The organism is Ruminococcus sp. RTP21484sp1_RTP21281st1_A8_RTP21281_210402 (genome assembly GCF_040914025.1).
In the GTDB taxonomy this organism is placed as follows: domain Bacteria; phylum Bacillota; class Clostridia; order Lachnospirales; family Lachnospiraceae; genus Blautia_A; species Blautia_A faecis.
In genome coordinates, this window is record NZ_JBCPGE010000038.1 from 5,250 (window position 1) to 18,004 (window position 12,755).

The 12,755-nt window shown below is 42.8% G+C and carries 13 protein-coding genes; 12 read left to right on the forward strand and 1 reads right to left on the reverse strand.

Annotated elements, in window-relative coordinates; translation table 11 throughout:
* Nucleotides 1-728, forward strand: a 728-nt coding sequence (locus AB5170_RS16275) for a class I tRNA ligase family protein (RefSeq protein WP_368365105.1), incomplete at its 5' end; no start/stop codon positions are given.
* A 221-nt stretch (nt 729-949) separates the two neighbouring features.
* On the opposite strand, the gene AB5170_RS16280 is transcribed toward AB5170_RS16275, so the two are convergent.
* On the reverse strand, nt 950-1,351 hold the full coding sequence (locus AB5170_RS16280) for a helix-turn-helix domain-containing protein (RefSeq protein ID WP_173717048.1): 402 nt from the start codon (nt 1,349-1,351) through the stop codon (nt 950-952).
* A 445-nt stretch (nt 1,352-1,796) separates the two neighbouring features.
* Between AB5170_RS16280 and AB5170_RS16285 the strand changes: the two genes are divergently transcribed.
* From AB5170_RS16285 to AB5170_RS16335, 11 genes are all read left to right on the forward strand, one after another.
* Nucleotides 1,797-3,377, forward strand: coding sequence for an ASKHA domain-containing protein (locus tag AB5170_RS16285; protein ID WP_173717047.1), 1,581 nt, complete (start codon nt 1,797-1,799; stop codon nt 3,375-3,377).
* A gap of 108 nt (nt 3,378-3,485) precedes the next feature.
* On the forward strand, nt 3,486-4,028 hold the full coding sequence (locus AB5170_RS16290) for a Uma2 family endonuclease (protein WP_173717046.1): 543 nt from the start codon (nt 3,486-3,488) through the stop codon (nt 4,026-4,028).
* 154 nt (nt 4,029-4,182) lie between these two features.
* Nucleotides 4,183-4,563: a diacylglycerol kinase family protein gene (locus AB5170_RS16295; protein ID WP_148463237.1), complete on the forward strand. Its 381-nt coding sequence runs from the start codon at nt 4,183-4,185 to the stop codon at nt 4,561-4,563.
* Between the two features lie 77 nt (nt 4,564-4,640).
* A complete protein-coding gene (locus tag AB5170_RS16300) occupies nt 4,641-5,030 on the forward strand; it encodes a phasin family protein (protein ID WP_148463236.1) in 390 nt (129 codons plus the stop codon).
* A gap of 156 nt (nt 5,031-5,186) precedes the next feature.
* Nucleotides 5,187-6,887, forward strand: a complete 1,701-nt coding sequence (locus AB5170_RS16305; protein WP_226841025.1) for an AarF/ABC1/UbiB kinase family protein — start codon at nt 5,187-5,189, stop codon at nt 6,885-6,887.
* Between the two features lie 403 nt (nt 6,888-7,290).
* Complete coding sequence (locus AB5170_RS16310) at nt 7,291-8,742, forward strand: sugar transferase (RefSeq protein ID WP_368361931.1); 1,452 nt, start codon at nt 7,291-7,293, stop codon at nt 8,740-8,742.
* Between the two features lie 131 nt (nt 8,743-8,873).
* Nucleotides 8,874-10,115, forward strand: coding sequence for a beta 1-4 rhamnosyltransferase Cps2T (gene cps2T, locus AB5170_RS16315; protein ID WP_173717044.1), 1,242 nt, complete (start codon nt 8,874-8,876; stop codon nt 10,113-10,115).
* A 22-nt stretch (nt 10,116-10,137) separates the two neighbouring features.
* Nucleotides 10,138-10,527 (forward strand): hypothetical protein, encoded by a 390-nt coding sequence (locus AB5170_RS16320; protein ID WP_173717043.1) that lies wholly within the window; start codon nt 10,138-10,140, stop codon nt 10,525-10,527.
* Nucleotides 10,508-10,708, forward strand: a complete 201-nt coding sequence (locus AB5170_RS16325) for a hypothetical protein (protein WP_173717042.1) — start codon at nt 10,508-10,510, stop codon at nt 10,706-10,708. Before AB5170_RS16320 ends, AB5170_RS16325 begins: the two co-directional genes overlap by 20 nt.
* 15 nt (nt 10,709-10,723) lie before the next feature.
* Nucleotides 10,724-11,761 carry an acyltransferase gene (locus tag AB5170_RS16330; RefSeq protein ID WP_173717041.1) on the forward strand — a complete coding sequence of 346 codons (1,038 nt, stop codon included), beginning with the start codon at nt 10,724-10,726 and terminating at the stop codon, nt 11,759-11,761.
* Nucleotides 11,762-11,775: 14 nt separating this feature from the next.
* Nucleotides 11,776-12,738 (forward strand): glycosyltransferase family 2 protein, encoded by a 963-nt coding sequence (locus tag AB5170_RS16335; protein WP_173717040.1) that lies wholly within the window; start codon nt 11,776-11,778, stop codon nt 12,736-12,738.
* Nucleotides 12,739-12,755 lie beyond the last annotated feature (17 nt).

Consider the following 12,755-nt stretch of genomic DNA (forward strand, 5'->3'; position numbering starts at 1 on the left):
CTCCGGAGCCATATGCGAAACGTTCTGCACAGGGTATGATCCTTGGTTCAGACGGCGACAAGATGAGTAAATCCAAGGGCAACGTTGTTGACCCGCTTGACATTGTAAATGAGTATGGTGCAGATGCACTTCGTACCTACGTTCTCTTCATGGGTGACTACGGCGCAGCTGCTCCGTGGAACGACAGCTCCGTAAGAGGCTGCAAGCGTTTCCTTGAGAGAGTTGCAGGACTGACCGATATCATGACAGAGGAGCCGGCAGCCAAGGATATGGAGGTTAAGATCCATAAGGCAATCAAGAAGGTATCTTCCGATATCGAGGCTATGAAGTTCAACACTGCAATTGCCTGCCTGATGACTCTCATCAACGAGATTTATGCTGTTGGTAAGATCAGCAAGGATGACCTTGTAATCTTCATCAAGCTCCTTTGCCCGTTTGCACCTCATCTTTGCGAGGAAATCTGGGAGACCATCGGCGGAGAAGGCTTACTTTCCCTTTCCCAGTGGCCGGAATATGAAGAGAGTAAGACTGTAGAGGACTCCATAGAAATCGGTGTCCAGGTCAACGGTAAGGTTCGTGGAACCATCGTAATCCCGAACGGCTGTGCGAAAGAGGAAGCTCTTGAGCTGGCGAAGAAGGATGAGAGAGTGGCTTCCTTCCTGGAAGGAAAGACTCTTGTGAAAGAGATTTATGTACCGAATAAGATTGTAAACTTTGTTGCGAAATAAAGATTACTGGAATTGAGAAACTTCCCACTGAATGATCGGTGGGGAGTTTTTTGAATTACAGCAGTTATCTTCAAATAAAAGAATAAAAGACTATCTTATAAAAGAAGATCAGTGGTCAGATAATATGAAGACTGACGGCACACTTGGAAAATTATAGCCAGAGAAAATGCAGAGATAGTCCACTGCTGGCTATAGAAGTATATAGAAAATGCATAAAACGATTATGACTGTTTTAAGAAATTAAACGCCTGCTCATAATGGAGAATGCGGTTTTTTTGATTTTCCAATAAGGTGGTTCGCTTTAATTCAATGGCAATTGTGTAATCTACAAGTTCTTTTCCAGTGCAGTCGAGAAGACGATATTTCTCGATAAGCTGCTGTTCGGAGATGGATTGAACATTGACAGCTGTAGTCGCTCTTTCTTCTGTTAACCCTAACAGGTAATCTGTAGAGACATGAAAAAGCTGCGACATCTTTATAAGGAATGGAAAGCCTGGTTCCCGAATGTCCATTTCGTAATTACGCAAAGTGTTGGCAGGAATGCCAAGCTCGGCAGCGAAAGTGTCGCGATTGCGATAACCATGTTCTTTACGCAGCTGCATAAGTCTTTTTCCAAAAGTCATGATAAAAATCCCTCCATTTTCTATTATTGATTGACAAAATCATATAGAATAGATATAATATACTCACCAGAACAGCTGGAAGGTAGATGCTCTCTACCTGATCCTGTTATATTGGGTGTTGACTATTGAGATAGCCGTTCCGCAACTTTCCGAGGGTTAGGACGGCTATTTCTTATGTATGGCGAATTCCAGAATAGAAACAAGTAAAATACCTGCGGTTAAAATAACCATAAATTCTTCATAGGTTGACATAAGTATCACCTCCTCCATAAAACTCGGATGGGTGAGAGCACGTCCCCCAACTGCTCGGGAAAATATATTAAATTTGAAATACATATATTTATTATATAGAATAATTCGAATTACGTCAATAAAAAATATCCAAATAAGAAATAGAATATATAAATACACTCAAAACGAGTAAAAAATAAGGAGCTGAAAAACGATGAATGGACTCAGCCAAAAACAATATCTCGAACTCCCCCTCCCAACCGAAGACGATCCCCGCTCAGATCAGCAACGAATCCTGGATAGCCTGATGGCAGCAGGTGTGGAAGAGCGTGTTCATATACCTGTCCACATTTTGCGGGAGTTATACCCCTTGCTGGACAACGCAAAGTGGAAAATAACGGTTTCCCTTGCCTGGAATGGGGAAAACTGGGAAATGGTGGAGATAGAGGAAGGAGATACCACCGCGCAGCATTATGGGCTGGCGGTGGATCTGGGAAGTACCACTGTGGTGGCGAGACTTCTGGACTGCAACAGTGGAGAGATTTTGAAGGAAGTCAGCTGCTTCAATAAGCAGATCCAGTGGGGGACAGATATTCTGTCCAGGATTTTTTACTGTAAAGATAATAAGGAAAAGCTGGAAGAAGTGCGGCGGGCTACGGTGGAATCCATTTGTGAATGCATGGATAAGTTGGATGCAAGCCACTCCGCGCTCTCCATGGTAATCGCGGGCAACACCACCATGATTCACTTCCTTCTTGGAATGGATGCCTTCTGCGTCTTCTACACCCCACACGCAGTTCATGCCGACTGCCCCGGCTTTCAATTGGCGCGCGATCTGGATATTCCGCTGAAAGGCTACGTTTATTGTTACCCTGCCAAGTCAAACTACCTTGGCGGCGATATTATCAGCGGCATGATTGACACTGAATTATACAAGAAAAACGAGATCAGTGTTTTCTTCGATATCGGAACCAACGGCGAGCTGGTGATTGGAAATAAAGAATTTCTTCTATGCGGTGCAGGCGCAGCAGGACCAGCGCTGGAGGGAGGAGTAGTGCGTACCGGAATGCGGGCGGACATAGGAGCAGTAGATGAAGTGAAGATAAGGGATGGAAATATTTATGTGCATGTGATTGGAAGCCATAAGGAAGACTCAGGAAGCCATGAGAAAAATTCAGGTAATCATGAGGAGAATTCATCGGGGGAAGAACCTCGGGGAATCTGCGGTTCCGGCATCATAGACCTGATCGCAGAGCTTTTCCTAGAAGGCTGGATCGACATCCGCGGCAAGCTTTCCCCGGAAAAAAGCCCTCTTATCCAGGAGAGAGACAACCAGCTCTGTGTGGAATATGCCCCAGGTCTGTACTTCTACCAGAAAGACATTGACGAATTCATCCGCACCAAATCCGCCGCTCACACCATGGTGGAGATCATGCTCCGTGAATCCGGTCTTGACTTAGACCAGGCTGACCGCTTCTACGTGGCAGGAGCCTTTGGCAAACACGTATCCAAAGAGTCTGCCATCACCATCGGCATGTATCCCGACATGGATCGCGACCATATTATCAACGCTGGAAACTCCTCACTGGAAGGAGCCCAGAAGCTGCTTCTGAACCGGAGCCTTCTCATTGACATCGACCAGATTCTGGAAGAAATGGTCTACATCCAGTTCGCTGAAGTAGAAGACTTCCTGGAACTAATGGTAGCAGCCCAAGCATTGCCACATACAGATTATAAGCGGTATCCTACGGTTATGAAGAAGCTAAAAGAACGGCAGAAAGATATAAAGTTATAAACTGCTTTTTGATTTATTTCAATGGAAATTCATTTTCAAATGGTTGATTTGAAGGAGTTCTTTCGATATACTTAGAAGTAATAGAAATCATCGAAAAGGACTGATTACATGCCATTACTCGAAGAAAAAGTTTATACAATAGATGATATATATGCTCTTCCAGAAGGGGAGAGAGCGGAGCTTATTGATGGACATATATACTATACGGCACCACCTAACAGAACACACCAGAAAATATCCATGGAACTGTCAGCCAGAATTCTTGAGTACATCCGTTCTCATAAGGGGAAATGCGAAGTCTATGCTGCTCCATTTGCAGTATATCTGGATGACACGACTAGTACTTATGTAGAGCCAGACATTTCAGTGATTTGCGACCCGGATAAACTGGATGATCAAGGCTGCAATGGTGCACCAGACTGGATTATTGAGATTGTTTCTCCTGCAAGTAAACGAATGGACTATTATACGAAGCTTTTTAAATACAGAACAGCAGGTGTAAGAGAATACTGGATCATAGATGCGGCTAAGAATCAGATATTTGTATATAATTTTGAAAAAGGAGATACGGAACAATATACACTGCAGGATTCAGTAAAAGCAGGAATCTATGAGAACCTGGTGATTGATTTTAGTAAACTGGATATTTAGAAAATGTATGTAAGGGCAGGCCTGTTTTGCAGCTTGCCCTTTTTGCAATTCGTACAGCAATAATGAGAAAATTGTAAAAATTATCTAAATTTATAGTAATTTCTCACAAAATATGCTATACTACTCCCAAACCAACAGACAGGAAGGGTACGAAATGACAGCACCAAAGAAACCACCAATTACGAAAAGTTTCGGATACGCATTTGAAGGAATTTTCACCTGCATCCGCAAGGAACGGAACATGAAGATCCACTGTATCATGGCAGTCCTGGTAGTGATCGCAGGCATCATCCTGAAGCTTTCCCCAGTGGAATGGTGCATCTGTCTTGGCCTTTTCGGACTGGTGATGGCACTGGAGTTGGTGAACACCGCCGTAGAATCCGTGGTGGATCTGGTGACCAGCGAGTACAAGCCCCTGGCGAAGATCGCCAAGGACACCGCAGCAGGCGCCGTCCTGATCGCCGCCATCATGGCCGCCATCGCCGGACTGATCATTTTCGTACCTAAAGGGCTGGTATTTCTTGGACTTTTATGAGAAGTCCGATCTGCTGAAAACGAAAATCCCACAGGGAGTTGGCAGATATAGCTGTAAATAAGAAAGGAGCACACACTATGGAACTTGGAGAAGGCATCAAAAAAATATTACTTGCAGGAATCGGCACTGCAGCAGTGACCGCAGAGAAATCCAAAGAAGTTCTGGATGAACTGGTAAAGAAAGGTGAGCTCACTGTAGAACAGGGCAAGGTCCTCAATCAGGAACTGAAGCACAATATCAAAGAGAGCGTGAAGAAGAACGTAAACGTAACTCTGAAGCCATCCAACCCGGACGAGCTGAAGGAAGTCCTTGGCAAAATGACTCCGGATCAGCTGGCCGCCCTGAAAGAGCAGATCAGCAAGATGCAGGCAAAAGACGTGGACGCAGAGGAGACTGCCGAAGAAGAGGAAGAGGCAGAAGAAGTGGAGGAAGCCAAAGAAGAATACGAGGACGACCCTCAGGAATAAGCAATAACATTTTCCGAAAAAGAAATAGTATTGCCTTGTTTAAGAAGTGCAGCAGGAAATCCTGAACGGCATTGCAGAACAAAATAAAGAAATTTATGAAGGCAGGATGAGGAGAAAGAGTACCCGAATCCTGCCTTTTCAGTAAGGGGAACAGACATGGGCGTGACAAAGAATGACAGTACGATGAAGTCAGAAGCAGACCAGGCACAAAGAAAGAATCTGGAAGTGGAAAACCAACAGGATAAAAATGAGAAAAGCAACACAGCTGGTAAGAAGTCAAATGGCAAAGACACCGGCACGTATAAAGAAAGGCTAAAAGAAATTACAGCCGTTCTCCACAAGCATGCCATCACCCGAGGCGTCTCCCCGGAGAAGCTCCGCCTCATTCTCACAGATCTCGGCCCCACCTTCATCAAGCTGGGACAGATCATGTCCATGCGCTCCGACATTTTGCCCAAGCGCTACTGCGACGAGCTGATGAAGCTTTGCTCTGATGTAGACCCCATGCCATTTGCAGAAGTTGAAGAAGTCCTCCGGGAAGCATTTGGCTGTCCCTGGCAGGAAGAATTTCAGGAAATCCAGGAGAAGCCCCTTGGCTCAGCCTCTATCGCCCAGGTACACCGCGCCGTCCTGAAAACCGGCGAAGAAGTTGTGATAAAGGTTCAGCGAAAGGGCATCTACGAAATCATGGCCCGGGATATCGGCCTGATGAAAAAGGCGGTAAAGCTCCTTCCCCCTGTAAGCATCAAGGAAGCGGTAGATCTGAATCTTGTGCTGGAAGAGCTGTGGCGTGTCACCCAGGAAGAGATGAATTTCCTGACGGAAGCGGCCAACATGGAAGAATTTTCCAGGAAAAATAAAAATATGGCATTTGTAAAAACGCCCATTCTTTACAGGGAATATACCACGGCCAGCGTCCTTGTTATGGAATACATTGATGGTATTCCAATCGACCATAAGGAAGAGCTTCTTGCAGGCGGCTACGACCTTGATGAGATCGGCAGCAAATTTGTAGATAATTTTATCAAGCAGGTTATGGACGACGGCTTTTTCCACGCAGATCCCCATCCTGGAAATGTGATGATCCAGGGCGGCAAGATCGTGTGGATCGACATGGGAATGATGGGACGGCTGAATGAACGTGACCGCGAGCTGATCGGTCAGGCTATCGAAGGAGTGGCACTGAATGACATTGGAAAAATCCAGGATGCAGTGCTGGCACTTGGAGAATTCAAGGGGAAACCTAACCAGAGCCGTCTTTACACAGACATCCGAGACCTTATGGCGAAATACGGCACCGCAGATTTTGGCGAAATCGATATCGTAGAAATCCTTACAGATCTGATGGACGTAATGAAGGAGAACAAGATCGTCATGCCCCATGGCCTTACCATGCTTGCAAGAGGACTGACGCATATGGAAGGGGTACTGGCAGATATCAGCCCGGAGATTAATATGGTGCAGATTGCAGCAGCCCGTTTGAAGGGAAACCTTCTGGAGAAGGAAAAATGGAAGAAGCAGATGAAGGGCACCGGGAAAAAGCTGTATCGCTCCATGCTCCGCGCTGTGGATATCCCTGCGCTGGCAGCAGATTTCCTGCAGGGCTGTATGAAAGGCCAGACCAAGATCAACCTGGATCTTCACGCCTCCGATGACCTGGCGTGGCTGATGCGCCGCCTGATCCGGAACATCGTGCTTGGTCTTTGGGTAATGGCACTTCTGATCAGCTCCAGTATTATCTGTACCACAGATATGACACCGAAGATAATGGGAATTCCGGCTTTTGGAGTGCTGGGGTACTTTGGGGCGCTGGTGATTCTCATGTATTTGTTTATCAAACACTTTATGAAAAAGTAGTGGAAAAAACCAGTGGGAAAATCGGGTTAAGTGGATAAAATTACCAAACTTTGCCGGAAAAGCCAGAAAGAAACCTGGGGGGGGGTTGACACTAATATGGCAGGGTGGTATTTTATTAAGAAGACTGGAATGGTGAAATTTGTCGAAATTGGAAAAAAATAAATAATACCGCTGACGCATAAACGGTGGTTACAGATCAGAAGTGATGTGACTTGAATATGCCTGAGAAAAAATATAACCGGGAAGCGTTGGCGGGAAAATATAAATTTAGATAAGTTATAGATATAAAATGGATTTTGCCATTGCATTTTAGAGACTGGAAGGATTCTGTCAACTGTATTTACCAAAACAGGTTCTAGATAAGCTGAACGGAAGAAAAGTACTTGGGAGGGAAAAGGAAAATATGTATCGGAAGGACTCAGAGGGCTGGTTAAAACATGCGGATTTTATTGCTCTGGATATGATCTGTCTGCAGCTGGCATTTATTTTGGCATATGCATTTCGCGGGTACGGATTCAATGTGTATGGAGATATATTGTATCGAAATATGGCAATATTCCTTGGATTTGCAGACCTGGTGGTGATCTTCACCTCCGGCACCATGAAAAGCGTTCTGAAAAGAGGTCACTATAAGGAATTTGTCTCCACCTTGAAAAATGCTGTGATAGTAGGCGCTCTTGCAATCGCTTACCTGTTCATAATCCAGGAAGGCCAGAGCTTTTCCAGAATGATCCTGATTACCACAATTGTGATCTACATGATCCTTACCTATGCCATAAGAGAAATCTGGAAAAATTCCTTACATAAAAAAATGGAAAACGGCGGCGACAAGAAGCTGCTGATCATCACCTCCAAAGCGGTAGCAGAGAACGTAGTGCACAGCATGCAGGAAAACAATTATGCCAGATATTCCCTTGCCGGAGTGGTTGTGATCGATGAGGAATGTACCGGTGAGAAAATCTGTGGCGTTCCTGTTGTGGCAGGCGAAAGTGACGTGCCTATGTACGTCTGCCAGGAGTGGATTGACGAGGTGCTGATTGTCATCTCCGAAGATCTGCCATACCCGGATGGGCTTGTCGACAAGCTCACCGAAACCGGCGTAACCGTTCATCTGAACCTTGCAAAAATCACCAACCAGACTGGTAAAAGACAGTTTGTGGAAAAAGTTGGAAGCTATACAGTTCTGACCACAAGTCTGAACTATGCATCCTTCGGACAGCTTTTCCTGAAGCGCCTGATGGATATCTGCGGCGGACTGGTTGGCTGTATTTTCACAGGAATCATTACCATCTTTGTTGGCCCTGCCATCTACCTGGCATCCCCAGGCCCGATTTTCTTCTCCCAGGAACGTGTAGGAAAGAACGGAAAGAAATTCAAAATGTACAAATTCCGCAGCATGTATATGGATGCGGAAGCGCGGAAAGCCGAGCTTATGAAAGAGAACAAACTGGGCGATGGCAAAATGTTCAAGATGGACTTCGACCCCAGAGTGATCGGAAATAAGGTGCTGCCGGATGGGTCGCATAAGACCGGGGTGGGAGATTTTATTAGAAGGACGAGTCTGGATGAGTTTCCGCAGTTTTTTAATGTGCTCAAGGGGGATATGTCCATTGTAGGGACGAGACCGCCGTTGATTTCGGAGACGAATTTGTATGAACCGCGACATAAAGCGAGACTTGCAATCAAGCCGGGAATCACCGGTATGTGGCAAGTCAGTGGGCGAAGCGATATCACGGACTTCGAAGAGGTTGTGAGACTGGATAAGGAATATATTGAAAATTGGGATATTGGGTTGGATATTAAGATTCTTTTGAAGACGGTGATGGTGGTGGCGAAGAAAGACGGGTCGATGTGATTGCTTTTAATTAAAAAATAGATAAGTTATATTATAATGTAGCAATACCAGACAAAAAGGTAACAGGAAAAAGTGTTTGGGGAAAAGAAATTGTTGCGATAAAAACAAAAAAATGAGGATGGAATAGAGGAATGGATTCAAAAAAAGAAGTACAGCATGTGTATCTGGTTGGCGCCAAAAGCCTCGGAGCGTATGGAGGATATGAGACGTTTGTCTATAAGCTCACAGAGTACCACCAGAGCAAAGAGAATATTAAATATCATGTTGCCTGTAAAGCCAATGGTGATGGCTGCATGGACGAGAACAAATTTGAGGGTGTGACAAAGATTAATGACCACGAATTTGAATTGCACAATGCTCATTGCTTCAAAATTGATATTCCTCAGATTGGACCTGCACAGGCAATTTATTATGATGTGGAAGCACTAAAGGCTTGTTGTGAGCATATTAAAAAGAATCATATTCCGCATCCAATTGTCTACATAATGGCTTGTCGTATCGGACCTTTTGCAGGTCATTTCTACAGAGAAATCCATAAGCTGGGAGGCACTGTGTACCTGAATCCGGATGGACACGAGTGGATGAGAGCAAAGTGGTCTGCGCCGATTCGAAAATACTGGAAGATTTCGGAGCAGATGATGGTCAAATACTGTGACCTAGCTATCTGTGACTCTGTGAATATCGAAAAGTATATCCATGAGTGCTATGACGGGAAAGGGATTAAAGGAAGAAATCCGAAAACTACGTTTATCGCTTATGGTGCAGATTTAGCACTCAGTAAGCTGCCAGATGACGATGAAAAACTGATGAACTGGTATAAGGAAAAAGGACTGACGAAGAAGGGATATTATCTTGTTGTTGGTCGCTTCGTACCGGAAAACTCTTTTGAAGTTATGATTCGAGAGTTTATGAAGAGTAAGAGCCAAAAGGACTTTGCTATCATCACAAATGTAAATGCTAAGTTTCTGAACGAATTGGAAGAAAAATTGCATTTTAAAAGCGATAAAAGAATCAAATTTGTTGGTACTGTTTATGATCAGGAATTGCTCAAGAAGATTCGAGAAAATGCTTATGCATATTTTCATGGTCATACCGTTGGAGGCACAAATCCATCGCTGATTGAAGCACTTGGTAGTACGGATTTGAATTTGCTGGTTGATGTTGGGTTTAATAGAGAAGTAGCAGAAGATTGCGCTTTATACTGGAGTCGTATGAATGGAAATCTGGCTAAGCTGATTGATAAGGCTGACCTGATGACTGCAGATGAAATTGCAGAGATGGGGAAAAAGGCCAAAAAGCGTGTGGCAGAAGAGTATACGTGGGACAAAATCTGCGGACAGTATGAAGATGTGTTTTTAATAAATGCAAAGTAAATGGATAGAAAGGAATTTGCTTATGATAATAAATGACGGAAAAAACACGTTGACTGAAGAAAGAAAAGCTAATGCGATACATAAAATTTTATTCAAAACGATTTACAGAAAAAAAGACGGACATTGGCGAGCTGAGTATTTGAAGAAACATCGAGTATTTCATGCGATGGGAGACAATTGTTATTTTGAACCGACTTATTTGCCTGCGGATGCATGTTTGATTTCGATTGGAAATAATGTTCGAATTGCGGCAAATGTTTCGTTTGTTACCCATGACATTTTTGGACAGATGTTTTCAGCATCTCCACAATACAAAGATAAGGGAACATTTCGTACACATTTTCAAACGATAACGATCGGAAACAATGTGTGCGTGGGGGGGAACAACAATAATGCCAGGAGTAGTAATTGAGGATAATACAATTATTGCCGGCGCAGCTGTTGTTACGAAACGCGTTCCTTCCGGAACAATTGTTGGGGGAAATCCTGCGAGAGTGATTGGATATGTGGATGATCTTGTTGAAAAAAGGGTGAATTTCAAGGAACCGTTCTGGAATTCAACTAGAGCAGAATTGGAAAATTTCTATTTTTAAAGGTTGGAGCAAACGATGCAAAAAGGAATGGAGATAAAAAAGAATAAGCACTTTGAGCATATTAGAGCATTTTCGGTTCTGGCAGTCATTACGATTCATACAATGTATTCGGCTCTTTTGCAATTTGGTGAAGGAGCATTGGTTGCGGAAAAGATTTTGTACCGATGTGTGATGAATATGATGTGGTGGGCTGTGCCTTGTTTTTTGATGATGACAGGATCTTTATTGCTTGATTCGAATCGAAAAGTACCTTTAAAAAAGCTATACAGGAAGTATATCCTCCGTATGCTGCTTGTATTGCTTATTTTTGGGGGTGCTTTTTCTTGGATGGAATTGTTTTTTGACTCTAGAATACTGGAACTCAGACAGATATTACAAGTTGCATATAATGTGTTAACAGGAAATACTTGGGCACATATGTGGTATATATATTGTCTTCTTGGACTCTATGTGTTGTTGCCAATGTATAAGATTTTTGCGGATTATGCGTCTGATGAGCAACTGAAATATATTCTTGCGATTTTATTTTTATTTGAATCGATTTTTAGGTTGTTGAAACTTTTGGAAATCAATCTAGGGTTTTATTGTCATATCAATACAATCTATCCGTTCTGGCTTCTTATGGGTGCAGCATGGAATCGTGGAATGTTTAAGTATGACAAAAAAATTAATATTGCGCTTGTAATGGTTTCATCTGGGATACTAATCTTTACTACTGTGCTTTGGGAGGGATTTGGTGTGCCACTCAGCTCATTGTTTGGATATGATTCAGTGCTAGTTGTGATACAATCAATCGGATTGTTTGTGCTGTTTAATTCTATGAATATAGAGAATAAGTTGGACCAAGTGTTGTCAGAAATTGGGGAGAAGTCGTTTGGAATCTACCTGATCCACATGGTCATAATTAATTTAGCATATAAGCTGTTCAAGTTTAATCCATTTACTGTGAGTTTCGCAATGGGAGGAATGATTCTCGTTATCGTGAATCTGGCACTTTCTTACATGATGGTTACAATTATGAAGTATTTGCCAGGAATTAAAAAGATTATATAAGGAAGCATACAAAGATGAACGAACTAATTAGTATAGTTGTCCCAGTATACAATGTGGAAAAATATCTTGGTACTTGTGTGGAGAGTATCTTAAAACAAACATATAGCAATATAGAAGTTATTTTGGTGGATGATGGGTCGACTGATTGCAGTGGAAAAATGTGTGATCATTACATGGGACAGGATGAACGTATAAAGGTTATCCATAAAAAGAACGGAGGTCTATCTGACGCAAGAAACAAAGGAATTATACAGGCAGAAGGAGAATATATCACGTTTATTGATAGCGACGATGTGGTGAGTTCGGATTATGTAGAGTATTTATACAACATTCTAGAAGAGAATGATGGGGACATTGCAATTTGTAATCCAGTACATTGTTATCCGAATGAGAAAATTGTTTTTGAGCAGGAAACTTTTAAGCGCGTTTATAAGGCAGAAGATGCAATCGTAGAAATGTTGTATCAGAAATCTTTTTTGGTTGCGGCTTGGGGGAAATTGTACAAAAAAGACTATTTCGAGGAAATCGAATTCCCAAAAGGAATGCTGTTTGAAGATAGTGCTGTAATGTATAAGATTTTTGATAAAGCAAAAATAATCGTTTACGGTAATGCAAAGCTTTATGGATATATGCACCGCGAAGGAAGTATTACTACAAAAAAGTTTTCAAAGAGAGACTGTGATATTTTGATAATTTGTCAGCAGTTAACGGAATATCTGTCAAACCGAAGTGAAAAACTGCAGAAGGCAGCACGTTCTTATCAAACTGCAGCAGCCTTTCGAATCTATATGAATGCGCCACGCAATGGAATGTTTGATTCTGAAATTCAGAATAGTGAGCAGCTTCTAAAAATTAATTGTAAACTGGTTATGCAGGATCCGTGCATTCGGAAAAAAATGAAAATAGCTTTACTCATGTATATGTTTGCTAGGCCAATAATGCCAATAGTTTATAAAAAAATTAATCGATGGAAATAAAAACGGAGGATATAAAA

Coding starts and splice junctions, on each gene's coding strand:
- AB5170_RS16280 (WP_173717048.1), bottom strand. CDS start 1,351: ATGACTTTTGGAAAAAGACTTATGCAGCTGCGTAAAGAACATGGTTAT.
- AB5170_RS16285 (WP_173717047.1), top strand. CDS start 1,797: ATGAATGGACTCAGCCAAAAACAATATCTCGAACTCCCCCTCCCAACC.
- AB5170_RS16290 (WP_173717046.1), top strand. CDS start 3,486: ATGCCATTACTCGAAGAAAAAGTTTATACAATAGATGATATATATGCT.
- AB5170_RS16295 (WP_148463237.1), top strand. CDS start 4,183: ATGACAGCACCAAAGAAACCACCAATTACGAAAAGTTTCGGATACGCA.
- AB5170_RS16300 (WP_148463236.1), top strand. CDS start 4,641: ATGGAACTTGGAGAAGGCATCAAAAAAATATTACTTGCAGGAATCGGC.
- AB5170_RS16305 (WP_226841025.1), top strand. CDS start 5,187: ATGGGCGTGACAAAGAATGACAGTACGATGAAGTCAGAAGCAGACCAG.
- AB5170_RS16310 (WP_368361931.1), top strand. CDS start 7,291: ATGTATCGGAAGGACTCAGAGGGCTGGTTAAAACATGCGGATTTTATT.
- cps2T (WP_173717044.1), top strand. CDS start 8,874: ATGGATTCAAAAAAAGAAGTACAGCATGTGTATCTGGTTGGCGCCAAA.
- AB5170_RS16320 (WP_173717043.1), top strand. CDS start 10,138: ATGATAATAAATGACGGAAAAAACACGTTGACTGAAGAAAGAAAAGCT.
- AB5170_RS16325 (WP_173717042.1), top strand. CDS start 10,508: ATGCCAGGAGTAGTAATTGAGGATAATACAATTATTGCCGGCGCAGCT.
- AB5170_RS16330 (WP_173717041.1), top strand. CDS start 10,724: ATGCAAAAAGGAATGGAGATAAAAAAGAATAAGCACTTTGAGCATATT.
- AB5170_RS16335 (WP_173717040.1), top strand. CDS start 11,776: ATGAACGAACTAATTAGTATAGTTGTCCCAGTATACAATGTGGAAAAA.